The organism is Paenibacillus sp. EKM212P, from assembly GCF_011066115.1.
Classification (GTDB): Bacteria; Bacillota; Bacilli; order Paenibacillales; family Paenibacillaceae; genus Paenibacillus; species Paenibacillus polymyxa_B.
Genome location: NZ_JAAMNR010000003.1, coordinates 486,616 through 509,327, shown reverse-complemented (window position 1 = coordinate 509,327; position 22,712 = coordinate 486,616). Strand labels below are relative to the sequence as shown.

At 46.2% G+C, this 22,712-nt stretch carries 18 protein-coding genes and 1 pseudogene; 13 read left to right on the top strand and 6 right to left on the bottom strand.

What is annotated here, in order from left to right; translation table 11 throughout:
• Nucleotides 1–134: 134 nt before the first annotated feature.
• Nucleotides 135–656 (top strand): annotated as a pseudogene (locus G9G54_RS11495) (helix-turn-helix transcriptional regulator); the annotation flags it as partial.
• Between the two features lie 43 nt (nucleotides 657–699).
• On the opposite strand, the gene G9G54_RS11490 reads toward G9G54_RS11495, so the two are convergent.
• Nucleotides 700–945, bottom strand: coding sequence for a DUF6953 family protein (locus G9G54_RS11490; protein ID WP_013312611.1), 246 nt, complete (start codon nucleotides 943–945; stop codon nucleotides 700–702).
• Between the two features lie 213 nt (nucleotides 946–1,158).
• On the opposite strand from G9G54_RS11490, the gene G9G54_RS11485 reads away from it, so the two are divergent.
• Nucleotides 1,159–2,559, top strand: a complete 1,401-nt coding sequence (locus tag G9G54_RS11485; protein WP_165178107.1) for a transcriptional regulator — start codon at nucleotides 1,159–1,161, stop codon at nucleotides 2,557–2,559.
• Between the two features lie 210 nt (nucleotides 2,560–2,769).
• Here the strand turns inward: G9G54_RS11485 and G9G54_RS11480 are convergent, their stop codons facing one another.
• Complete coding sequence (locus tag G9G54_RS11480; RefSeq protein ID WP_165178105.1) at nucleotides 2,770–4,506, bottom strand: ABC transporter substrate-binding protein; 1,737 nt, start codon at nucleotides 4,504–4,506, stop codon at nucleotides 2,770–2,772.
• A 147-nt stretch (nucleotides 4,507–4,653) separates the two neighbouring features.
• On the opposite strand from G9G54_RS11480, the gene G9G54_RS11475 reads away from it, so the two are divergent.
• The 4 genes from G9G54_RS11475 to G9G54_RS11460 all read left to right on the top strand — a co-directional run bounded on the left by G9G54_RS11475 (nucleotide 4,654) and on the right by G9G54_RS11460 (nucleotide 7,578).
• Nucleotides 4,654–6,240: a DUF4153 domain-containing protein gene (locus G9G54_RS11475; protein WP_165178103.1), complete on the top strand. Its 1,587-nt coding sequence runs from the start codon at nucleotides 4,654–4,656 to the stop codon at nucleotides 6,238–6,240.
• 13 nt (nucleotides 6,241–6,253) lie between these two features.
• On the top strand, nucleotides 6,254–6,820 hold the full coding sequence (locus G9G54_RS11470) for a hypothetical protein (RefSeq protein ID WP_165178101.1): 567 nt from the start codon (nucleotides 6,254–6,256) through the stop codon (nucleotides 6,818–6,820).
• Between the two features lie 12 nt (nucleotides 6,821–6,832).
• The gene (locus G9G54_RS11465) at nucleotides 6,833–6,979 is read left to right on the top strand and encodes a hypothetical protein (RefSeq protein ID WP_238807966.1); all 147 of its coding nucleotides are present in this window, start codon (nucleotides 6,833–6,835) and stop codon (nucleotides 6,977–6,979) included.
• Between the two features lie 161 nt (nucleotides 6,980–7,140).
• Nucleotides 7,141–7,578 (top strand): hypothetical protein, encoded by a 438-nt coding sequence (locus G9G54_RS11460; protein ID WP_069012257.1) that lies wholly within the window; start codon nucleotides 7,141–7,143, stop codon nucleotides 7,576–7,578.
• A 73-nt stretch (nucleotides 7,579–7,651) separates the two neighbouring features.
• Here the strand turns inward: G9G54_RS11460 and G9G54_RS11455 are convergent, their stop codons facing one another.
• Both G9G54_RS11455 and G9G54_RS11450 read right to left on the bottom strand, forming a co-directional pair.
• Nucleotides 7,652–8,767 carry a WG repeat-containing protein gene (locus G9G54_RS11455; protein ID WP_165178097.1) on the bottom strand — a complete coding sequence of 372 codons (1,116 nt, stop codon included), beginning with the start codon at nucleotides 8,765–8,767 and terminating at the stop codon, nucleotides 7,652–7,654.
• 194 nt (nucleotides 8,768–8,961) lie between these two features.
• Entirely contained in the window at nucleotides 8,962–9,675 is a 714-nt protein-coding gene (locus G9G54_RS11450; RefSeq protein ID WP_165178095.1) for an SAM-dependent methyltransferase, read from the bottom strand.
• 317 nt (nucleotides 9,676–9,992) lie between these two features.
• Between G9G54_RS11450 and G9G54_RS11445 the strand changes: the two genes are divergently transcribed.
• The 5 genes from G9G54_RS11445 to G9G54_RS11425 all read left to right on the top strand — a co-directional run bounded on the left by G9G54_RS11445 (nucleotide 9,993) and on the right by G9G54_RS11425 (nucleotide 14,444).
• Entirely contained in the window at nucleotides 9,993–10,310 is a 318-nt protein-coding gene (locus G9G54_RS11445) for a PTS sugar transporter subunit IIB (RefSeq protein ID WP_013312603.1), read from the top strand.
• Nucleotides 10,303–10,635 carry a PTS lactose/cellobiose transporter subunit IIA gene (locus tag G9G54_RS11440; RefSeq protein WP_013312602.1) on the top strand — a complete coding sequence of 111 codons (333 nt, stop codon included), beginning with the start codon at nucleotides 10,303–10,305 and terminating at the stop codon, nucleotides 10,633–10,635. The genes G9G54_RS11445 and G9G54_RS11440 overlap by 8 nt, the downstream gene beginning before the upstream one ends.
• Nucleotides 10,636–10,719: 84 nt before the next feature.
• A complete protein-coding gene (celB, locus tag G9G54_RS11435; RefSeq protein ID WP_023990964.1) occupies nucleotides 10,720–12,048 on the top strand; it encodes a PTS cellobiose transporter subunit IIC in 1,329 nt (442 codons plus the stop codon).
• A 73-nt stretch (nucleotides 12,049–12,121) separates the two neighbouring features.
• On the top strand, nucleotides 12,122–13,531 hold the full coding sequence (locus G9G54_RS11430; RefSeq protein WP_165178343.1) for a glycoside hydrolase family 1 protein: 1,410 nt from the start codon (nucleotides 12,122–12,124) through the stop codon (nucleotides 13,529–13,531).
• Between the two features lie 202 nt (nucleotides 13,532–13,733).
• Entirely contained in the window at nucleotides 13,734–14,444 is a 711-nt protein-coding gene (locus G9G54_RS11425; RefSeq protein WP_023990962.1) for a GntR family transcriptional regulator, read from the top strand.
• A 95-nt stretch (nucleotides 14,445–14,539) separates the two neighbouring features.
• Here the strand turns inward: G9G54_RS11425 and G9G54_RS11420 are convergent, their stop codons facing one another.
• A complete protein-coding gene (locus tag G9G54_RS11420) occupies nucleotides 14,540–16,081 on the bottom strand; it encodes a family 43 glycosylhydrolase (protein WP_165178093.1) in 1,542 nt (513 codons plus the stop codon).
• Nucleotides 16,082–16,485: 404 nt separating this feature from the next.
• On the opposite strand from G9G54_RS11420, the gene hmpA reads away from it, so the two are divergent.
• A complete protein-coding gene (hmpA, locus tag G9G54_RS11415) occupies nucleotides 16,486–17,715 on the top strand; it encodes an NO-inducible flavohemoprotein (RefSeq protein ID WP_165178091.1) in 1,230 nt (409 codons plus the stop codon).
• A 301-nt stretch (nucleotides 17,716–18,016) separates the two neighbouring features.
• Here hmpA and serS read toward each other — a convergent pair whose 3' ends face one another.
• Nucleotides 18,017–19,306, bottom strand: a complete 1,290-nt coding sequence (serS, locus tag G9G54_RS11410; protein WP_165178089.1) for a serine--tRNA ligase — start codon at nucleotides 19,304–19,306, stop codon at nucleotides 18,017–18,019.
• Nucleotides 19,307–20,023: 717 nt separating this feature from the next.
• On the opposite strand from serS, the gene G9G54_RS11405 reads away from it, so the two are divergent.
• Nucleotides 20,024–22,576, top strand: a complete 2,553-nt coding sequence (locus tag G9G54_RS11405; RefSeq protein WP_165178087.1) for a DUF2339 domain-containing protein — start codon at nucleotides 20,024–20,026, stop codon at nucleotides 22,574–22,576.
• Nucleotides 22,577–22,712 lie beyond the last annotated feature (136 nt).

Here is a 22,712-nt window from a genome sequence, read left to right as displayed (position 1 = left end):
CCATTACACCCCTTTACTTCTATGATACACACCTATTACTGCCAACAGGGTGTCAACAATCTTTGCATCATCTTTTCAAGGTTCGGGTTACCCATCTATTGTGGAGGTATGATTGTGAGACTGCATCGTTCGCGATTTTATTATGTATCGAATCTAGAGGGAGAATGAAGGCTAAAGAATTGGCGTTGGCACTGGAAACCTCTGTACGCTCTATTTACAGGGACATCGATCTCCTGGCTGAAGCCGGCGTTCCGATTGTTACCGCATCCGGCCCGAAGGGCGGAATTTATTTAATGGAGGGTTATACGGCAAACCTGAAACAGTTGAATGGCGGGGATGTTATTCAGTTGTATTTAACAGGGATGGGCATTTATACAGGCGGGCCCACGGAATCGGGTTTAAAGTTAAAGAATGCTCTGCTCAAACTGGAACAGACGATGCCAGACCCGTATCAGTCCGATATTAAGAAAGCCAAAGCGCGGTTTTATTTTGATGATACGCCGTGGTGGACGGAACGTATAGCCATTCCTTGTCTTGAGGCCGTGAGAACTGCAGTGTGGGGTTCACACAAAATAACTATTCAATATGAGAAAGCTGACGGAATCTGTTCTTCCCGTCATGTGCATCCCTATGGACTTGTGGTGAAAAAAGGAGATAAATTATTAAAAAAACACCTGCCTAGGGCAGATGCTTTGCTTGTTAAGTCCAGGCCCAGAGAAATCCGTCACGATCCCAGGCAATTCTGCCACCATGAAGCTTGCGGAATGCTTTTTTGATTTCTTTTTCCAGAGATACATGACCATGCTCGCTTATAAACACATACTGCTCTCCATACTCAGAGCGTACATATGCAATTGCATCTTCTTGTTTCAGGGTGCCCACTTCACGGATCTGCGCGACCATCCATTGTGCAATCTCTTGTTCTGTTGTAGGGGTGTTGTCCATTTGTCGTATCCTTTCCTGCGTACCGATTGGGTGTAGCTGTTCGGCTCACCTCCCCGTAGTATACGGCAATTCGGAGAATTATTGAATTTTTTGATATAAATTTACTTGAGCGGTTGGCTAAGTGGGCTTTCTTTTGTATAATTAAGGGAATATTCACGGGAATTTTCTTTTTTTGTATTGTAATCATGCAAGTAATCCCTGGGGGTGCCTGATTTGAAGGAAACAACCACAATTCGCGCAGAGCTGGAGCAGTACATCAGACGAGAAGGAATTACGATTAGTAAGTTTGGGGAGAACACAGGTATTAATGCAGGAACGATCAGTGCCATTATTAACGGTAATCGTCCGATTGCGATGCTGCTGTTGGATCGGATTGGTGCAGGCATGGGGCTTGAAGAAGGGAGCCTCTATGAGTTATACATTGATGAATTTATACGGAATACGGCACCGAATTGGCGACGGGTTCGTCCCTTTTTGCATCGCTGTGCAGAGCTGAACAAACTGGATTGTATTAAGCAAGTCGTGGAGTTTATGATGGACTATCTCATATACGCCCCAGCTTTGTTTGAGACAGCAGAAGAATTATTCAGTGAAGGTAAGCTTGAGGCTGCGGCAATTATTTATAAAAATGTTTCCGAAAGTGAGAAGTACCAACATTCAGAGCGTCTGGCGCTCTGCCAATATCGTTTATTTACGATTGCCGTTGGCGATGACCAGGACGAAAATTTATGGGCAGCCACACACTTCGAAAGCTTTGTGGACCGACTGGGTGAAGCAGACCAACTGGATGCCTTAAGAGACCTGGCTAATACCTATGCCTCCTTGCGGCGTTGGGATAAAGTAGAATGGTTTGCTGAAAAAATGGGTCACAGGGCCAAGGTACAATACGAGCAAAAATACGGGAATACCAGAAGATCAGAGCGTGGCAAGGAACCCAAGGGTCCTTTGTTTATGTATATTGTATACTCTTACGTGTTGCGTGCCGGGGTGTGGGATGAGCGCGGGGATTATCAGAAGGCGCTGGAGTATGTATCGCTATACTCTGATTTGAGCTGGGTGCAAGAGGATACGGAAGAAGCTCGGCGTTTGAAGGCCCTTTGTAGCAACTGGGCTGAGGCCAACGGGTATTTGTATCAGTTGATGTCAGGCAGCTTGGATGTGATTCCACAATATGTGGATTATTTGGAAAAAAACGAAGGCGAAATTCTGGTGGGGTTGCATAAAATTATGGTAGCGGCCAACCGTTATGATTTTAATGTGGATCATGTACTGCAACGTTTTGAAAAACAAATTGAGGCATTTGCAGATCAGCATGTCAAGGTAGGCACCTATACGGAGCAAATGTCAGCAGATCTTTATGCACGAATTTTGGCAGAGATGGCTTGTTATGATCTCAACAAACACCGTTATACCAAAGGCATGAAATTCTTGCTTGAGAGTCTTTCCTATTCTGTAGTGCTGAATGGTAATCCTGTCACCATTAAATGTGTAGGACTATTTGAAAAGTATCGGCATACTGCCACTTCTGAGGACAAAGAGGAATATAAAAACTTACTTGGAGAGGTAGAGTACATCCATGATAAAAAAGATCGTTTTTTCTCTGCTCGCATTTAATGTTTTTGTCCTATTGAATTTTTCACCCATTACTCCCCCTATGGAAGATCCTAGCGACGTCCACAGTCATGGGTTGGGGGGATGGGCTTTTTCATCCCTTGAACCATCCGCTTAGAGGATCTAGAAAGCGGCATTCAAAAAGGTATTCTCTTATGAAGAAGAGGATACCTTTTTTTGATGTGAAGTGCATTTAAAGGAGCACTTTTGCCGTCAAGAGTGGGGAGCTGGAAGTTGAGCAGGCGGAAACCAGACATGACGCAGATCCACCCAGCCCTGACTGTTAAAAGATACGCCACGTACAGAAGGGAGATAGGCCGTCTGAACGGGCTTTTCATATAAAATATGCAGCTGGTGCTCATCCATGAGCCGAGTTTCGATATGTTCGAATTGCTGCGCCCTAACAGTATGATCGGCCTCCCGTGCAATTTCACGCAGCAGTCTTTCGATATCCACACGGCTATGAGGCTCCACATGCCCAGATACATTGAGATACAAGTCAAACAGGCGTAATTGCTCATCACGGTCACGAAAGAGAGAAAAGATGATTAAGTCTGACTCCATACGGATAGATGAGCTTTTGAATTCGTTCATAGATGCAGCCACGATGTTACAGGTATACCCACAGGATTCGAGCTGAGCCGCAACCCGGTCTGCGTCTGCTTTATACTCGGGAATGGTAGCAATTTGCAGCGCCGCCAGTGGTTCATAAGAATCGTTAGATGAATCCACTGCTGGAGGAAGGGAGCGATGATCCAGACATGCTACAATGCGGGCACGTATTTCTGGATTGCGTAGTGGTCCATCCTTGTGTGTATTGCATGTGATAAATTTGCGTACCGAAGCCGCCGAGTGAATCTGGCTCCATGCGGTATCCGTATCTCCCGCCGATACGGGATTATGGATAATGTGAAAAGAAGAAGCGGTGTCTTCCGTATCCGACGATTCCAGCTTAGTCGCCCATGGGAGTTGGACAATTTCCACTCGGTCCAGATGAGCCCGGCCTTGAAAATAAGGTGCGAAAGCCTCCAGTGTACACAGGCTTTCGTTCATTTCCGTGACTTTGAATGCCCCTGTACCGACAGGGCGGATGCCAAAGGCGGCTTCACCCACCTGATTAAGTTCACGCGGCACAATCGCAGCCCGGCTGGTACACAGGAAGGATAGAAACAGCTCGTTCGGCTCCTTTAGTACGAAGCGTACTATCGTTGGACTTAGCGCCTGGACGTGCTGAATTTGCCGGACGATAAAATGGTAAAGTCTCCTCCCCGGCGCCCGACTCAGTCGCTCAAAGGTATAGACGACGTCTTCAGCGGTCAGTATTTTTCCGTTATGAAACAACACTTCTTTACGCAGGAAAAAGGTCCACTGTGTACGAGTGGTATCCACCTCCCAAGCGTGCGCCAATCCCGGCAAAATCTCGCCGCTTTCGTTCGCCCGGCGGGCCAGACCATCAAAGACGTGGCTGGATACGAAGGACTCGGCGAGCCAGTTCAAATACAACGGGTCCAGCGTATAGAGCTGCTGGCGAATAGGCAGACGCAGCGTGTCGATCTGCTGCTGATCACTGCGCACCTCTGCGTGATGCCCAAAATAATTCAGCAACCAGCCTTGCAAATGCTCCTGCATGGTGGAGGAGCGTGAATGAACTCGAATTTCATCCAGCGCGCGTTTGATATCATGGCGGTCTATGGCTTGCATCATGGATTGCACGGCAATGTCTTCCGGTTGAATGAGGAAGCGCAGACTGGAGCGACGACCTCTGCCTCGGCGGGGAGTCCATTGTATCCAGTCATGCTGCTCCATTTTCTGAATGATCATCAAGGCGTTGCGGTGAGTACAGTCAAAAATAGCCGCAAGCTCATCCAGCGTCGTCTCTATGGTATGGTTTTCGTCCTTGTTGTCAGCTGCGTGTGAGTGAAGCCGTAAAAATTGGGCATGGAGTTTCATTCAAGGTTGCTCCGTTTCCTCTATATTTGATTAAAAGCGTAGTCACTTTTATAAAATAGGAAATTTTGTTTGAATTAATTTCTCTTTATCTTCTTATTTTATCATCTACAATAAGGGTTATAAAGCATATTTGTGGAGGTATTTACCATGCATGACAAGATGAATGGAACGTCTTTGCCGAAAACGTCGTTTCTGTCCGCCTTTGCTGGCGCAATTGTGTTGGCGCTGGTTCATCAATATCTGTTTTACGGACATGGGCTGGGCGTGTCTGTGCCAATTTTTGTTATTGGGTTTTACGCCTATATGTATGCCTTTAATCGAGATCGTTTCCAGTCCAGATCATGGATAGGGCGTTTGCTGTTTGTGATCATTTTCATGCTGGCATTGACATACGCGCTGTTCAATAATCCGGTCCTATACGTGTTAAATGCGCTGGCGATACCTGCTCTGATTAGCGTACATATGGTGCTGCTGTTCGGGGAGAAAAGGCATGGCTGGTCAGAACCCGGTATTATCGGTCAGGCGTTAAGCCATTGGTTTTATCAAAACTTTCGTCATATCGTGACCCCCTTTCGGATGGTCAAGACAGTAGCCCTTCGAAATGTAAAGGATGAGCGTAAGCGTGTATTGGGAAAAGTGCTGATCGGTTTACTTATTGCCTTGCCGCTACTGTTCATTATTATATCTTTGCTGGCTTCGGCGGATGGGATGTTCGAAAAGTTGTTAGCTGGAGTACCCGAATGGATCGGCACACTGTCCTTTGGGAGTGGCATGCTGCGCCTGATCTGGACCTGCTTTTTCACCTTCTGTTTCTTCTGTTATTTGTGGGGATTTGTACAGCCTGCTCCGCGTAATACGCAAAGAGATACCCAATCATGGCACGGGTTAAATGAGCGCACGAATGGCCAAACCACCGAGCATGATGGTCACTCTTCAGTGATGATTGACCGACCAACGGTGCCTTACCACGAGCCGGTCGCGATTAAATTTGACCCTGTCATTACCGCTACGGTGCTGATTGTCATGAATCTGGTGTATGTTGTGTTCGTTGTGTTGCAGTTCGGATATTTGTTTGGTGCATGGGAAGGTGCTCTGCCCGAAGGAACCTCGTATGCCGAATATGCGAGAAGAGGATTCGGGGAGCTGGTTATGGTAACAGGTATCAACTTTGTGCTGATGATCAGTGTATTGAAGTGGACTGAATTTGGCTCAGGTATAGTGAAAAAAATGAACAGCGGCCTGCTGTACATACTCGTGGGTTGTTCGGGTGTGATGCTGTATTCGGGATATACCCGGCTGGTTATGTACGAAGAAGCATACGGCTATACGTATACCCGCTATTTGGTACACGCGTTTATGATTTTTCTGGGCTTGCTACTGCTTATTGCAGCAATGCGCATTCATTTCCGTCAACTGCCGTTGGCGAAATATTATATTGTACTCGCTCTGGTCGCCTATGTCGTCGTGAACTATGTGGGCATTGATATACGGATTGCTGAAAATAATCTCGAACGGTATCGCACGACATCGGTGATAGATAAGGAATATTTGAGTGAGCTATCGGCGGACGCGATTCCGCTGCTGATTGACTTTAGCCGTAAGGAACATGGATCACTAGATGAGTTTTTACAAGCCCGTTTGACGAGCATGACGAGAGAAGAATCGGCTTGGCCTGAATTCAATTGGGCAAAGTATCGAGCGCAACGGGAATTGCACGACTATATTTTGGAATGAGAGGTGTTTGGGAATGATCGGAACAGAAACGGCACAGGGTATGGTACTGGAGCTACAGGATGAAATGTCACAGTATCAGCATCAGTTTGGTGTAAGACGGAACGATTTTCTCGTGGAGGCTATGTCTTACGGAATGAGTGAGGAGGAAGCTCGGTCTTATGCTATCCAGAGTATCGGTCCGGTCGTTCCCGTCGCCTATATGCCTACGTTGGCTCCCGGTAAAATCCAACCACTCAGTCCAATGCTGGCAGCGCGGTACCGATATGCGGGGGATTGGAAGGATATCGACGAGCATCTGCTCCTACCTGATGAAGTCCTGCGGATCGCAGGTACAGAGCAGTTCCGCAGCTGGATCAGCGATATGCGGAATTACTGGGTGGAATCGGCTCCATACCGATTCGGGGATGATCGTCTTTCGCTGCTGTCGGTTGCGAGCGAGGAAGAGGGTCACTTTTCCATGCTCGTCTGGAAGGAGCCCGGTGAAGAGCCAGAAGTATGGACGTACGCTTCGCAGCATGAATACCGATTCAGTCATCTGCTCCATTGGTTCAAGTGGCTGAACGGGCGCAGTGAAGAATGAGAGGTACAGATGATGAAAAAGAATCGTAATTGGGTTGTGCTATTTATCGGCATCGCTCTGATGATGGGGGCAGCAGACTATTTAACACAAGCTAATCCTACGACTACTCCTGAGCTTATCGTTCCAACCGTAATCAGTGAAGAAAGCCTTCAGTTATGAGAATGAAGTTAATTTTTTGTAGTATTACGTTGTTAAAGTAAGCCGGAAATCACCCTAATAGTTGAGAGGGAATTGAGGCCAACATCAATGAATGTGGAGCCATTCAGATGTTCAAGCGACTCCGTCGTTTCCTCTACAACTTATATTCAGGGGGAATTTCAATGGCTAGAAGTGCAAGTACTTACGCATCTGTAATTGACGGTTTTAAGGTAGAAACGAACAAAAAGTATTCGCCAGTAGGTGGAACGAAGTGTAATATTTTTGCACAAGATGTGATGTCTGCGATGTCGGCTTCCCTGCCAAGTGGCTTAGCCAATCAAATGGCTGATGCTTTACTGGGCAACAATGCGCCGGGATGGTACACTGTAACCTTTCAGGATGCTCAAAAAAGAGCAAATCTCGGGTATCCTACCATCGGAATCAAAAAAGCAGATGGGCATGGTCATGTGGTCGTTGTCAGACCGAAGGGTTCATCGATCACGATTTTGAAGGAGGTACAGGTTGCACAGGCGGGGACCAAAAATTACAACAGTAATACCATTAATTATTCGTGGGTGGCAGCAGATCTGCCTGGGGTAAAATTCTACACACACGACTAATTGTATACAAGATATTGGAAATCTAATGACCCCGGAAGCAGATCCACTCGATCTGCCTCCGGGGTCGTCTTTTTTATTTTGAAACGGAATGTTTAGATATAATAAACGCTTTGCCTGGTTTGATAAAAGCAACAGCATAGCCATTGGAGAAGGAAGAAGATTCGGATCTGTACTCAAGTTTAGTTAGCAGTTGCCCTTGACGATTGATGTAACCGAATTTGCCGTCTGAGACGGATGATTGTGTTTGTTTACCGACTAAAGCTAAGCCTTCCTTGAATGGAGAGGTAACGTCAAATTTTTGTTGATATTTAATGACCAATGCTCCGGTTTTATCAATAAATCCAACCTCATTTTTTGCATTTTTCACACTCGCCAAGCCTTCACTAAAATCCTGTGCATCCGTAAATTTAAAGGGAATTGCGACTTTTCCCTGTTTATTGATGAATCCCCATTTTCCCTTGGTATTTTGCACCGGGGCCAATCCTTCCGAGAAGTCTCCACCGGATTGATATTGAGGAGGAATAACTTCTTTTCCTGCTGTATTGATATACCCGTACAGCCCTTTGCTATTTTGAACAATAGCCAGGCCATTCGAGAAACCACGACTATATTTGTATTGATAAGGAATTTCTAATTGACCAGAAGCATTCACAAAACCGATCTTGCCAGTGTTGGGGGCGTAGGCGAGGGCCAGACCGTCTGTAAATACATATTCTGACTCCCCATTTTCTTTAAAATGAGAAAGGATTTTTCCCGTTCGATCTATAATTGCATTTTCTTTGGTGTCTGCTATGGTAACCTTGGCTTTTCCTTCGGAAAAGAAATTGGCTTCGGTATATTGGCAAGGGATGACCAGTGTCCCTTTGGTGTTAATGTATCCATAGAGATTGGTCTTTGTATTTTTGACTACGGCTCGCTGCTCATGAAAATCACCAATGGGTTTAAGCTCGGCGGGAAGTGAGAAAGCTTTCTCTCCTTTGGTATTGTAATACACGAGGTTTCCAGCAGATGTTTCAGCAGCCAATAAGCCATCATGAAAAGCACCATCGCTCAGCGGGCGAGCAACGTTGTAATCCAGAGCAGTTTTAGAAACTTCAATGGTTGTTGTGCCGGATGCGGCCCAGCCTGTTCCAATAACAGAGAGGCTAGTAACCAGAATCAATGCAGCTAATCCTAACTTTTTTAACATGCATAAGCTCCTTTGTGAGTTGATTTTTTAACTTCGGGCTTCGAAAAATCTTACCTTCATACGTAAGGTATTCCATAATATAGACGATAAAAATGTAGGAATGTTTCTTAATATTCTAAATTTTTCTAATTTCCATCTCGATAACCAGAAAGGGAGCAAGCTAATCGCTTGCTCCCTCTACACCTAAACCTGCCCTATATCTTTCGTATGCTTAACAGAGAGTTGCCGTTACGCATAAACTCATACGGAACCTTGGCCTCTGTCACCCGTAAGCCTTCTGCCTCCAGCTCAAGAATCAAACGATCTAGCAGATCGTAACGAGTTCCCGTTAAATCGGTCAGAGGAAAAATGCGGACTTCCTCTGAAGCCACTCGCAGCAGTTCGTGTACCGTATTCTTATGAAACTCATAGTCGAGTCGATCACTATACATAAACAGAAAATGGGCAGACAGCACGATATTAAACTGTTCATCTTCAAAGGGAAGCTCCGGCAGTACCGCAGCAACGTAGCGTTCTGGGTGCTTCCTCATATCCTGCGTGCAATCCTGCAGTGCTTGATGGCGCTGCTCGCTAAGCCCTTGCACATCTCCATAACAGCTCCAAACATAATTATCTTTTGCACGTTCTAGCGTTTCCATTGCATGCTCAATATCCAATAGGCCTTTGCGTTTCAGATCATCAATCTTGTGGTCGTAGGCGATATCACTTGCGGTGATATCCAGCGAGGCTTTGGTGCCCAGAGCGGTGAAGGAACATGCTCCCGCAGGACAGTCCAAAATCTTTTTGCCTACAAGTTCAGGAATGTGCAAATTGAACATTTGGACGTATTCCTCAAACGTGCGGCCGATGAACACGACCCGGTCTAACTCTTGCTTGGTTTTACTTTGACTCTTCTCATCTCTACTCATCTCTTCTCACCTCAGCTATTCTTTGGCTACGGAGGAGCAATCAAGTTTACTCCGTAAGCTCATGTTAACATTTTACAGAATCGAATAATATATCATTGGCAGAACCTCTTATAGTTAAAATCGATTCTATTGAGAGATTAAAGATAAGAGATCACGTTCATTTTCAAGAAAAAAAGTGAAGAAACAGTGTCATTTTAAAAAAAGTCTATACATATATATTAAATGTATAGACAAATCAAAAAACTGGATTTATAATTACGCTGTAAACGTTTTCTAGTAGTTAACATCCAATCAGACCTTGAAGGGAAGGAACAATCATGAAGAAAATTTTGCTGGCGTGCAGCTCAGGTATGTCTACAAGTTTGCTGGTTACTAAGATGCAGGATTATGCTAAGTCCATTGGAGACGAGGCTGAAATTTGGGCAGTAGGTCAAGATCAGGCGGCAGAAGACATGGCTAAGGCTGACGCAGTATTGATTGGCCCGCAAATGAGTTTTCTTAAAGGACAGCTGGAAAAGGAAGCAGCCCAATATGGTATTCATGTAGAAGTGATTGACATGATGGCCTACGGGATGGTTGACGGTAAGAAAGCCTATGAGCAAGCAGTGAAGCTGGTGGAACGCAAAAATGGATAAAGTCAATATAGCTGAACTGACGGAAGAGCAAATTAGTTTCCAACTTATTCTTCATAGTGGAAGCGCTCGCAGTAAAGTGATTCAGGCGCTGACCGAATACCGAAATGAGAATGTAGAAGGTGCGGACGAACTGCTCAAACAAGCCAAGCAGGATTTACGTGCTGCGCATGATATCCATTTTCAAATGGTTAAGAAGGAAGCGGGAGGTACCCAAACTCCTTTCTCGCTCCTTCTAATGCATGCCGAGGATCATCTGATGTCCACGGTTACCATGAAGGATCTGGTTCTAGAATTGCTGGAGCTGTTCAAATCCAGAAATTTATAACGAAACATATAAGTATGTGAAATTTGGGACATGAAAAGCTTGCAACCCTATTGATGCAAGTCACTTCGCGGGGAGGAATAGGCTTTGTTTGAGAAATTAAGCCGGATACTGATACCTATTGCCGGTAAACTGAACAACAACCGCTATCTTACTGTACTGCGTGATGCATTTATGCTGTCATTTCCATTAACTGTTTTTGGCTCCATTATCGTCGTTATTATCAATCTGCCGTTTCTAAAAGGGTGGATGGGCGACGGCAATTATGCGACTTTTAGCAGTCTGCTGAACATTGCGCCTAATGCCACACTGAATATCATGACCTTATTTGTAATCGTCGGGATTGGGTATTATTTATCTCGAAGTTATAAGGTCGAGCCCATATTCGGCGGGATGATTGCGTTGGCCAGTTTCTTGATGCTCACCCCGTTTGTGCTGACACAAGAAAGCGGTGCCACGATTGCTGGTGTCATTCCGGTTGATCGGATCGGTGCCAAAGGCATGTTCCTTGGTATGATCGTCGCTTTTATCGCGGCTGAGATATACCGAAAGGTGACGCAGCGGAATTTTGTCATTAAAATGCCTCCAGGTGTTCCGCCGGCAGTTGCCAAATCATTTGCCGCTTTGCTTCCGGCATGTATTACATTGGGCATATTTTTGATCATTAATGTTGTAGTTACACTGACCCTTCATAATAACCTGCATGATCTGATTTATCATGCTGTACAGGCACCTCTGGTGCATTTGGGTAGTGGCATTATACCTACATTGATTGCTATTTTCTTTGTTCAGCTTTTATGGTTCTTTGGGCTTCATGGTCAAATTATTATTAACTCGGTTATGGACCCAATCTGGAATACGCTGGCACTTGAAAACTATGAAGCGTACTCCAAAGGAGCAGAACTACCGCATATCATCACCAAGCAGTTTGTGGATATTTACACCGTAGGTATCGGTGGTACAGGTATGACACTGGCTGTCGTGCTTTCGATTCTGATCTTCCTGAAGAGTAAGCAATTGAAGCAGGTCAGTAAGCTGGCCCTTGGACCGGGTCTGTTTAATGTCAACGAACCCGTCATATTCGGTTTGCCGATTGTGATGAATCCGCTTATTTTTGTTCCATGGGTTATTTCTCCAATGATCGTTACGCTGATTACTTACTTTGCCATGACCACCGGGATTGTGCCGCCGCCAAACGGAATACAGGTTCCTTGGACGATGCCGTTGTTCTTTAGTGGAATGATGGCTACGGGCTCCCTGATGGGTGGCGTGCTGCAGTTGTTTAATATGGCTGTCGTCTTTGTCATCTGGTTCCCGTTCCTGAAAATTATTGATCGGATGAACGTTCGTAAAGAGCAGGAAGAGGAGCTTAGCCAAGCAGCCATTGCAGGTAAGGATCAAACTGTTGGAATGTAATGTGAATAAGCTGCTAGATTAGCAGTTTATTCACTGCAAAAGAGAGAGGAGTAGAGCTGTGAATCATACCGAAATGAAAGATATAGAGCAGCAAACCATTCAATACCGTTTTCCATCCGACTTCTGGTGGGGTTCCTCAGCTTCGGCTACCCAAACAGAAGGAACCGTGGAGGGAGACGGCAAAGGACCGAACATTTGGGATTATTGGTTTGAGCAGGAGCCGAACCGTTTCTATGAGGGGGTTGGCCCTGCCGATACGTCCCGTTTCTATACCCGCTATAAAGAAGATATTGCACTCATGAAAGAGCTTGGCCACAACTCTTTCCGGTTCTCTATTTCCTGGTCACGCCTGTTTCCGGCAGGGAAAGGTGCAATAAACCAGCAGGCGGTTCAATTCTATACTTCCGTCATTGAGGAGTTGCATCAGGCGGGTATTGAGCCGTTTGTGAATCTGTATCATTTTGATTTGCCGATGGCTTTACAGGAAAATGGAGGCTGGGTGAACCGGGAGACGGTCGAAGCTTACGTGGATTACGCTAACACTTGTTTTGAGCTATTCGGGGATCGTGTAGCCAAATGGTTTACGCATAACGAGCCGATTGTCCCGGTGGAAGGCGGCTATCTATACGATTTCCACTATCCGAATGAAGTGGATTTCGGTAAAGCCGTACAGGTGGGATATCATACCTTGTTATCGAGCGCGAGTGTCATTAAGGCTTACAGAGAGGGCGGTTATAAGGGCAAAATCGGAATTATTTTGAACCTGACGCCGACTTATCCGCGTAGCCAGCATCCGGCAGACGTGCAGGCTGCTGAAATATGCGACGCGTTCTTTAACCGTTCCTTTTTAGACCCATCTGTGACGGGAGAATTCAATCCTTTGCTCGTGGAGCTGTTACGCCAAGAGGGATATGTACCAAGCATGGAAGACGGAGATCGGGAGATTATACGCCAGGGCACTGTGGACCTGCTGGGTATTAACTATTATCAGCCGCGCAGAGTCAAGGCTCGTGAAAGTCTGCCGAACCCGGATGCTCCTTTTGTTCCGGAACGTTTCTTCGATTATTACGTCATGCCTGGCCGCAAGATGAATGAGATGCGGGGCTGGGAGATTTATGAGAAAGGCATTTACGACATTCTGACCAATGTCAGAGAAAATTATGGCAACATTGAATGCTTCATTTCAGAAAACGGAATGGGTGTTCAAGGTGAAGAAAAGTTCAGAGATGAACAGGGCATGATCCGCGATGACTATCGCATTGATTTTATCCGTGAGCATCTAAAGTGGGTTCAACGGGCCATCTCAGAGGGCTCCAATGTGAAGGGCTATCACTTATGGACGTTTATGGACAACTGGTCCTGGACGAATGCTTATAAGAATCGCTATGGTTTTGTGTCTGTCGATCTTCAGAACGGTGGCAAGAGATCCGTTAAACAGAGTGGGCACTGGTTCAAACAGGTGATCGAGAATAACGGATTCTAAGGTGGTCCTCTGGACCACCTTTTTTTCTTCATCATCGTCATAGAACTGTGCTGTACGCCGCTGGTGAGAAAGTATAATGTTCGGTATACTTACTTATACCGTGATACCTTAACGTCCCGCCTGCAGAACCAAAAGAACCAGCGCTACCGATGTTTTGGTAAAATGCTGACATAAAATAATTTTTAGTACAGGTGGTAGACCAATGAACAAATACGAGCGGATTGCACAAGAGGTCAAAGAGCGGATTATGAATAAGACCTATAGCAGTGATGATCCGATTCCCGATGAGATCTCACTGGCAAAAGAGTTTCGTGTAAGTCGGATGACGATTAAGCGGGCATTGGACACATTGGTGATGGACGGGTTGCTAAATCGTAAAAGAGGACATGGAACCTTTATCGTCAAATCGGTTCACAATGGCCCTGTTAACGTTGTCGTAAATGAAATGCTGGGGCTAACCAACGTACTGCGCGGAAAAGAAATCAAAAATAAAATTGTCGCCTTTGACGTTCAATTTCCATCCGAAGAGGTAGCGACTCATCTGTTTATTGATGCCAATTCTCCTGTATATCATGTGATCCGTCTGCGTGTGGTGGAGGGGGAGCCCTATGTTATCGAGCGCACATACATGCCTACGAAGCTGATCAGCGGTATTACCGAGGAGGTGCTGTATGGCTCGGTGTACAAACATATTAAGGAGGAGTTGGGACTTAATATTGTCGGTTCACACCGTACCATCCGGGCATCCAAGTCGACGGAACTGGATCGGGAGCATTTGGACTGTGCAGCGGATGATCCAATCTTGGAAATTGAGCAGGTGGGTTATCTGGATACCGGTATACCATTTGAATACTCGTTCTCGCGGCATCGGTACGATAAATTTGTGTTTACCACAGTGAATCGGATGCGTTGAGCGAGTGAGTACCAAACGGATAGTAAAACAAACATGGCAGAAGAAGCCTATCTTATGTGGATGCTCTCCTGCCATGTTCTTTTTAATGAAGCAAGTTAATTGCCAAGCAATCTTACTTCATGCACTGTCGGGGTATACCAGTTGTTCGGATTATTGAATAGCACTGCATTTACAAGGTTGATTCGCACGTAGCGAGCTTGAAAATTGACTTTGTCACTGGTAAAACCATACGTGGTATTACCTGTGCGGTCAATCGTGGAGTAGTTAACTCCATCCGTGCTGTATTCAATTTTATATTTGTAATACGCTTCAGATCCTTTGTACATAAACCATGAAATATCCACTTCGCTGATGGTCTTGGTACTGCCCAAATCGACCTGCCACCAAGCGGGCCAGGATGCGGAAGCAGCTTTCCACGAGGTTTGGGCGTTGCCATCGTTCGCCAGTGAAGCTGGAGAACTGGATGCGGCTGAGCTCGCAGTCGCTGTTTTGCCCTGTGCGTGATTCACAAGGGACGGTAGGATTACTGTGCCTGTCGCAGTATCCAGATCCCAGCTACTGTACCAGTTCAGGGTTGCTGTTTTGTTGGAGTCATTCAGAGTTAGTGGCAACCAGATGAATTTGTGGTCGCTCAGGTTGAGCGGATTCCAGCGGTCGCCCATATAGATGTAGCTGGTTCCTGCGCTACCCGTAATCGTGGCGATGGAATGGATTTGCGAGCCGTAAGCCGCCGGATCACCGAAGGGTGACAGAGCAGACCAGCTTCCAGTCATGGAGCTGGCGGTTGCGTAAGCGCCCTGATTCGGATACCAGCCAGATGCCTGCGAGGTGAACAGGTAGTAGGTATTGTTCTTTTTCACAACAGCAGGAGCTTCGCGATAGCCATTTTCAAAAATCCAGCCAACGAACGATTGCACGCCTGTATAATCGGCTGTCAGCTTGAAGATCGCCATCGTATCGTTGGCGCCGCCATTTTTACGGGAAGCTGTAATAAGGTAGCCGCTACCGTCAGTATCCGTGAACACCGTCATATCCCGAGACTCGTAATTCAGCGGGCGGAAGCTGCCTTGGTAGGCAAAATTTCCGTCGGGTGTATCGCTGGTAGCGACGGCTACACGACCTAGTGAGTAGTCCGTGCCATTTTCATAGTGCGCCCATAGTACATATTTTCCGGTGGTTTTGTTGTAGATGACTTTGGGGCGCTCGATTTTGCTGGAATTCAGCTCAGGGGCAGAATCTTTGGTGAGAATACTGCTGCGGAAGGACCAATTTTTCAAATCGGTTGAGGTATATACGTTCACTTTTTCAAATTTCCAGTTTTCGGCGTGCTCGCCGTACCAATAATAAGTAGAACCTACTTTTAGAATATTACCGCTGTTCGCCTGAATCGGGTTACCTGCGGTGTCTTTCCAATCCGTTCCGTTCGTAATGGCTGTGCTTGCTGTTGCGCTCAGGGATAGTTCGGCATTGGCGACGTTCAAGCCATTCAGCGCTTGGTTCACCTCGATCCCGTAGGTTGCTTGCGTAACGCCTGTTGTATTGGCATGTGCTGCACAGGGTTGAAAACTCGCACTGGCCACTGCGAATAGGATACAAATCCATGCGGCTAACCATTTGCTGCTGTTGATCCACTTCACGATATCGTCTGCCTCCTTTAACACGGATAGGATGGGCCGAAACGGCTTGTCCGGCACCTCATCTTCGATTTTATCCTAATTGTAAGCGTTTACAAGTGGAATAAATTGAAGTCTTTAGCATGGTGAAACTGTTGTTAGGAGAAAGGACAAATCTGATCATTACATACAAAATAGGTATATAGATATTTGAAACTTTGGGGAAAGCTCGTCAGTTATGTGGGAAGTGTTTGTGATTGTGTGTTTTGTCATTGACACGTTCACATTATTTCAAATTTAAAGTGACTGGAATCACATAAACGGTTACTTTATGTGGGTATACTGGGTTTTAAATTGAGGATTAACAAATGGGACATATGTTGAAATACCCTTTGTTATCTTATTTTGGAGAGAAGAGGGATACAAAGATGCTAAGTGAGCAAACCATTGCAACGATCAAATCGACTGTACCTGTTTTGGAGGTACACGGAACTACAATCACCAAGCGTTTTTACCAGATGATGTTTGAAGCCCATCCCGAGCTTCTCAATATATTCAATCACGCGAATCAGAAGCAAGGACGTCAACAGGGAGCGCTGGCCAATGCTGTATATGCGGCTGCACAGCACATTGACCGCCTGGAGGAAATTCTTCCGGTGGTACGCCAGATTGCACATAAACATCGCAGTTTGGGAATTAAGCCAGAACATTACCCTATCGTCGGAAAATATCTGCTCGCTGCGATCAAGGACGTACTGGGGGATGCTGCTACAGACGAGATCATTGCCGCATGGGCCGAAGCCTACGGTGTGATCGCTAACGTATTTATAGACATGGAAGCTGAAATGTACAAGGAGGCTGGACAGCAGCAGGGAGGCTGGTCAGACTTTAAGAGCTTTGTTCTGCAGAAAAAGGTTAAGGAAAGCGACCAAATTACGTCCTTTTATTTGGTGCCGCAGGATGGGCAGGTGTTGCCTGAATTCGAGCCTGGGCAATATATCAGCTTAAAGATGGAAATTCCGGGCGAACACAATACCCACATTCGTCAATACAGTCTTTCGGATGCACCGGGCCAATCCCACTACCGGATATCTGTAAAGCGTGAGGATGCTGTGGAGTCCCGCCCGGCAGGTAAAGTATCCGTGTATCTGCATGAGCAGGTGCAAGAGGGCGATGTGCTTCAAGTATCTGCACCGGCGGGTGATTTTACGCTGGATCGGACAGATCGCAGACCTGTCGTGCTGATCAGCGGTGGGGTCGGGCTAACCCCGATGGTTAGTATGCTGGCTTCCTTGGTGAAATCTGCTCCGCATCGGCCTATCACTTTTGTCCACGCAGCAGTCAATGGGGATAACCATGCTTTGCGTAATGAGGTAGAAAAGCTGGTCGCCACACATGCACAGGCTGCAGTTCGCTGGTGTTACAGCAGACCAACGGAGCAGGATCGGCTGGCACAGGCTTTTCACAAGGAAGGCCGTTTGGATCTGGCCTGGTTACAATCCGTGATACCGGATCGGAACGCCCAATATTATTTTTGCGGCCCTGAGGGATTCATGCAATCGGTATACGGCCTGTTGAAGGAGTGGAATATCCCCGCTTCGGATATCCACTATGAATTCTTTGGCCCCGCCAGCGCATGGGAAGCAGAAGCACAATGAGACATCAAAAAAGACGAAGGATATTTGTCCTTCGTCTTCAGGCTGTCGAGAAACCCCCTGTTTTTTTGCAGGGGGTTTAAAACTGTCTTAGTGGTCTAAAAACTAGGGTCCTCAGATCGTTTTAAATCGATTTTTGTTTTAAAAGATGCGTCTCCCCATATAAAAATAGAAGTGTCGAAAAGTCCTCTAGACTTTCTCGACACTCTGAAGACGAAGGATATTTGTCCTTCGTCTTTTTTGCGATGATTACGATCGAAAATCCTGCTCATTGGGTACTACTTTTCAAAGTGCGCTCCTGTTTTCATAACAAGGGAGTACGCAAAAATTCCATACCTCGCGGCATATATGGGCGTAAAGCCTCCGGAATACGGATCGAACCGTCCTCTTGCTGATGATGCTCCAGCAACGGAATCAGAATCCGGGGCGAAGCGACCGCTGTGTTGTTGAGCGTGTAGCAATATTGCAGCTTGCCATCCGCATTGCGGTACCGGATGTTGGAACGGCGCGCCTGGAAATCAAGCAGCTGGGACGACGAATGTGTCTCGCCGTAAGCTTGGCGGCTGGGCATCCATGTCTCAATGTCCACCTGCTTGTAGGTTTTTTGCGCCATGTCGCCTGTACAGACAGCCATCTTGCGGTAGGGCAGTTCCAGCAGTTGAAGCAGGTCTTCCGCATTGCGCGTAATCTCCTGAAACATCTGTTCCGAAGCGTCCAGGCTAGCTTCGCAGATGACGACCTGCTCAACCTTGGCAAACTGGTGGACACGATACAGTCCGTGTACATCCCTTCCGGCTGAGCCGACTTCATTGCGAAAGCATACGGACACGGCTGCCAGCCGAATCGGGTCCGCAACATCCACGATCTCACCGCTGTAATACGAGACCAGCGGCACTTCCGAAGTGCCTACAAGCCACTGATCCTCTCCTGTGATGCGGTACGTCTGATCCAGTCCGAGCGGGAAAAAACCAGTGCTGCGCATGGCCTCTGCACGTACCATCAGCGGAACATCCAGCAACTGGAATCCACGTTCAGTCAGCAGATCCACCGCAAGCTGCTGCACAGCCCGATGCAATGCAACCCCTGCTCCCGTCAGATAGTAGTTACGGGTACCGGCTGTTTTGACACCCCGAGGGACGTCGATTAGCTTGTGAAGCTCACCGAGCGCCATATGATCCTTTGGTTCAAATCCGAAGTTCGGACCCGACCCGACCCGCTCCAGTTCTACATTATCCTCATCCGATCTTCCCCGTGGCGTATCTGGCGATACGATATTAGGCATCAGAAGCAAAAGCTGTTGAAACTGTTCCTCTACTTCCTGTTGTGGCGCTTCCAGAAGATTTAGCCGTTCGTTAATTTCTTTGACCTGCCGCTTCGCCCCTTCTGCCTGTTCACTCTGGCCGGCATGGATTAGCGCGCCAATATCCTGACTGCACTGATTACGCTTCTGCCGAAGCTGTTCCACTTCCTGAAGTAGCTGCTTTCTGCGATCATCCAGGGTCAATAGCTCCGCGACCGATACCTGTATTCCTTTGCCGTCTGCTGCTGTCTGAACCTGTTCTTGATGCTCTCTGATCCATTTGATATCTAGCATGACACCGCACTCCTTTTCGGATAAAAATACAAAAAGCGCCCTCATCCACATGGGACGAGGAGCGCTTTGATCTCGCGGTGCCACCCAAATTGACCGGACAGCATGACAGATGTCATGACTCTCCAATCCACTTTGCTCCGCTGTAACGGGCGGGTCCGGTTTACTTAGTTACATATCGCCATATCCTACGCTAACGTATGGTCCTTGGCGTAAACGCCTCCGAGTTGGATGCTCTTCACAGGCATAATATCGTTTGCTTTTTTGTTAGTATACGGATTTTCGGCAGGGTAATCAAGGGCATGAGTCTGCACATTGGATTAATTCCTTTTTTCATCGTGATCTTTCCAATAAAAATAAATACACAGCGTAATTAAAATAAGTGGAAATAAGTAAAAGGCATCATTATAGCCTACAGAATGGCTGACTCTCAAATCGTATAAAAGCCAAAACATGGACATGCTTGCTATCAAAGCTATGGTGCCACTTATTGAATACATGTATATCTCCTTTCAATTTGGATTTCATGTTTGCGAAGGGGAAAGGTAGGCTTTATTTCATATGTATATCCATCCTACTTCATCTGCGCTCATAAAACTGGAAGAATATTTAAGTAAAAGCCCCAATTTAACGCCCAAAATGGGCTATAGTCTCTATAATGACTTTTTAATTTCATGTAAAATGTAATGATTACCAAAATGGACAGCGATGGAGGGGAACATGGAGGATTTTAAAGATCGTTTACATACGATCCGCCAAGAACAGAACAAGCTGCTCAAGGAGTATCAAACATTAATCGCGGACTATGAAGCCTCAGATATCATTCTGGAGAATGAGGTTCTGCGAAAAAAGTTCGAGGATTATCAGGCTCGCTGCATTCACTTGGAAGAGCGAGTACGAAATATTGAGCAGGAAAATGGAAAGCTGCGCACTGCGCTGACGGAGCAAATGTTGAGTGAAAAGGCGAATATGATCCGCATTTCGCGTGAAAAGCTGGAGACCTATTTTGCCTCCAGAACTAAAGAAGGGGAAAATCGGCTGACAGCCTTTGAATATGGGGCTAAAAACCGGGTGGACCAGCTTATTCAGCAAACTATGCATGAGCTTAAAGAAGATCAGGACGAGATCGTCGCCAGATTACGACTGTTCTCAGAGGAGATTCGAGACCGAATTATGGAGCAACGCAGGCGGTTTCAGGAGGCCGAGCGTAAATTGCTTCATCAGACGGCAAGCGAGTTCCAGCAGTTCGGAGAAGAAGAGATCAGCGAAGAAACGATGCAGAAGCGCATGAAGCAAAATCAGTTTGAAATGAAGCTAGGCTTGAACTGGATCAACAAGCTGGGGATTTTGCTCATTATATTGGGTGTGGGAGCCGCTTTTAAATACTCATACTCCAACTGGTTCACAGGAAATATGAAGGGCGTGGCCTTCTTTCTGCTAGGAGCGCTGATGCTAGGAGGCGGCGAATGGCTGTATCGCAAGCAGAAGCAGACCTTTGCGCTCGGTATTTTGGGCGGCGGTATTTCTGTACTGTACGGATCGATTTTTTACAGCTACTTTTTGTTAGAAATCATAGGAATGTATACAGGCATAGGCTTGTCCGTACTAGTTACGGTGACCGCTGTGCTACTGTCATTAAGGTATGAATCCCGAACGATATGCTCTTTCGGTTTAGTAGGGGGGTATCTTCCGCTCTTTTCTTATATGGCAGCGAACGGGCTGGAAGGGAACGCCGTGTATATCGCCACGGGCTATTTGTTCCTGTTAAATCTGCTGATTCTGCTTGTATCCTTCCGCAAACGGTGGGTCGTCGTGCAATATATCAGCTTTCTGCTTAATACGCCCTTGATGATTGTGCTGGCGTGGTTATCGGAAAGCACCGTAGCGAGCATGCTGTATGCAGTCATTACATTTGCGATGTACCTCGGGATGACACTGTGGGTGCCGTTCCGTTTAAAAACAAAACTGTCATGGCTGGATTTCTCCCTATTGGCTCTGAATACAGTCGTGAGCTGTTCCGTTCTGTATTCTCTATTCGGCGATGCAGGCCTGGATGATTATAAAGGCTTGCTGGCTCTGGTCTTTTGCTTGGTGTACGGAGGTCTGGGACAATGGGTCCGTCGATATATTCCAGAGGAGAAACAAACCAAAATATTATTTTATGCGACTTCTTTGACCTTTGCCATCCTCATGATTCCGTTCCAGTTTGGAGTTAGATGGTTATCTATGGGGTGGTTGATCGAAGCAGTTCTTCTTACATTATATGGACACCGTTACCGGTTGAAGGAATTGGAACGAGCTGGCTGGGGCATTTTATTACTGTGTCTGGGCGCATTCTTTTTCGTCGATTTCCCTATATATCTATTGTCAGGATTTGAGACAGACTATTTTGGACTCAAATATACGCTCATTACACTGGGAATGTTGATCGTTACCGTCTTCTATGCGATTGAATTTAGCCGTCCGAATGCTTTCAAAAACAATCGGTTGTACGAAATGCATATCATGCAAGGATTTAAATATGTAGCTTTGGTGAACGTGTATTTCTACCTTTTGTATGAAGCCGGGCATTGGTATAACATCGTCTTATCCGACGAGTTTGCTCATTACACCTTGTACAAAGTATTGTTGTATGCCTGCGTATCGCTGGTGTTGGCTTATTTCCTGCCTAAGGTGAGGTTGCTGTATGATCGGGTGATTAAATACTACAGCTTGGCGTTGTATGTCATAGGCTACGCGCTGGCACTGGTGGTTACTGTAACGGTTCCGACCTTGCATGAAAATTATGCGCAAAATACGGCTGCTGATTATGTGGCATTGGTGGTCCTCGCAGCCTTTAATGTGCTGGTATTCTTCAGCAGCAGGGATTTCCTGAACGCACTGATGACCCGACATTATAGAAGTAATGAGTTGTATCCGGTCATTATGGGTGTATATTTGCTGGGCATCATAACGGCCTTTCTCGGAGTTCAGTTCCGTCTGGGGGATGCTGGTCTTGTGTTCAGTCTGGTGTATTTGCTACTAGCCATTTTGTATATTGTATACGGCTTCCTCAAGCGAGTGGTCTACATTCGCAGATTTGGATTGGGCTTGACCTTGCTGTCGACAGGTAAGCTGCTGTTGTATGATCTACATCTGTTAACAACTGGAAGCACGATTGTAGCCTACTTCTCTTTTGGTGTTGTACTGTTGGCGATTTCGTATATTTATCAAAAAGTATCTAATCGCATGGGAGAGACCATAATAAAGAAGGATGTTGAAGAAAATATGTAGTTTTCTGTTGTATTTTGTAGATACCGAACATTATGAAAATAAATCCGGTAATAGTGAAAAATTATGCATGACCTTACATCCTACTTACGCTATAATGAGTAAAAATTATTTATGTACGCATGCTCATGTTTATGCG

Coding starts and splice junctions, on each gene's coding strand:
- G9G54_RS11490 (WP_013312611.1), bottom strand. CDS start 945: ATGGACAACACCCCTACAACAGAACAAGAGATTGCACAATGGATGGTC.
- G9G54_RS11480 (WP_165178105.1), bottom strand. CDS start 4,506: ATGAAACTCCATGCCCAATTTTTACGGCTTCACTCACACGCAGCTGAC.
- G9G54_RS11475 (WP_165178103.1), top strand. CDS start 4,654: ATGCATGACAAGATGAATGGAACGTCTTTGCCGAAAACGTCGTTTCTG.
- G9G54_RS11470 (WP_165178101.1), top strand. CDS start 6,254: ATGATCGGAACAGAAACGGCACAGGGTATGGTACTGGAGCTACAGGAT.
- G9G54_RS11465 (WP_238807966.1), top strand. CDS start 6,833: ATGAAAAAGAATCGTAATTGGGTTGTGCTATTTATCGGCATCGCTCTG.
- G9G54_RS11460 (WP_069012257.1), top strand. CDS start 7,141: ATGGCTAGAAGTGCAAGTACTTACGCATCTGTAATTGACGGTTTTAAG.
- G9G54_RS11455 (WP_165178097.1), bottom strand. CDS start 8,767: ATGTTAAAAAAGTTAGGATTAGCTGCATTGATTCTGGTTACTAGCCTC.
- G9G54_RS11450 (WP_165178095.1), bottom strand. CDS start 9,675: ATGAGTAGAGATGAGAAGAGTCAAAGTAAAACCAAGCAAGAGTTAGAC.
- G9G54_RS11445 (WP_013312603.1), top strand. CDS start 9,993: ATGAAGAAAATTTTGCTGGCGTGCAGCTCAGGTATGTCTACAAGTTTG.
- G9G54_RS11440 (WP_013312602.1), top strand. CDS start 10,303: ATGGATAAAGTCAATATAGCTGAACTGACGGAAGAGCAAATTAGTTTC.
- G9G54_RS11430 (WP_165178343.1), top strand. CDS start 12,122: ATGAAAGATATAGAGCAGCAAACCATTCAATACCGTTTTCCATCCGAC.
- G9G54_RS11425 (WP_023990962.1), top strand. CDS start 13,734: ATGAACAAATACGAGCGGATTGCACAAGAGGTCAAAGAGCGGATTATG.
- hmpA (WP_165178091.1), top strand. CDS start 16,486: ATGCTAAGTGAGCAAACCATTGCAACGATCAAATCGACTGTACCTGTT.
- serS (WP_165178089.1), bottom strand. CDS start 19,306: ATGCTAGATATCAAATGGATCAGAGAGCATCAAGAACAGGTTCAGACA.
- G9G54_RS11405 (WP_165178087.1), top strand. CDS start 20,024: ATGGAGGATTTTAAAGATCGTTTACATACGATCCGCCAAGAACAGAAC.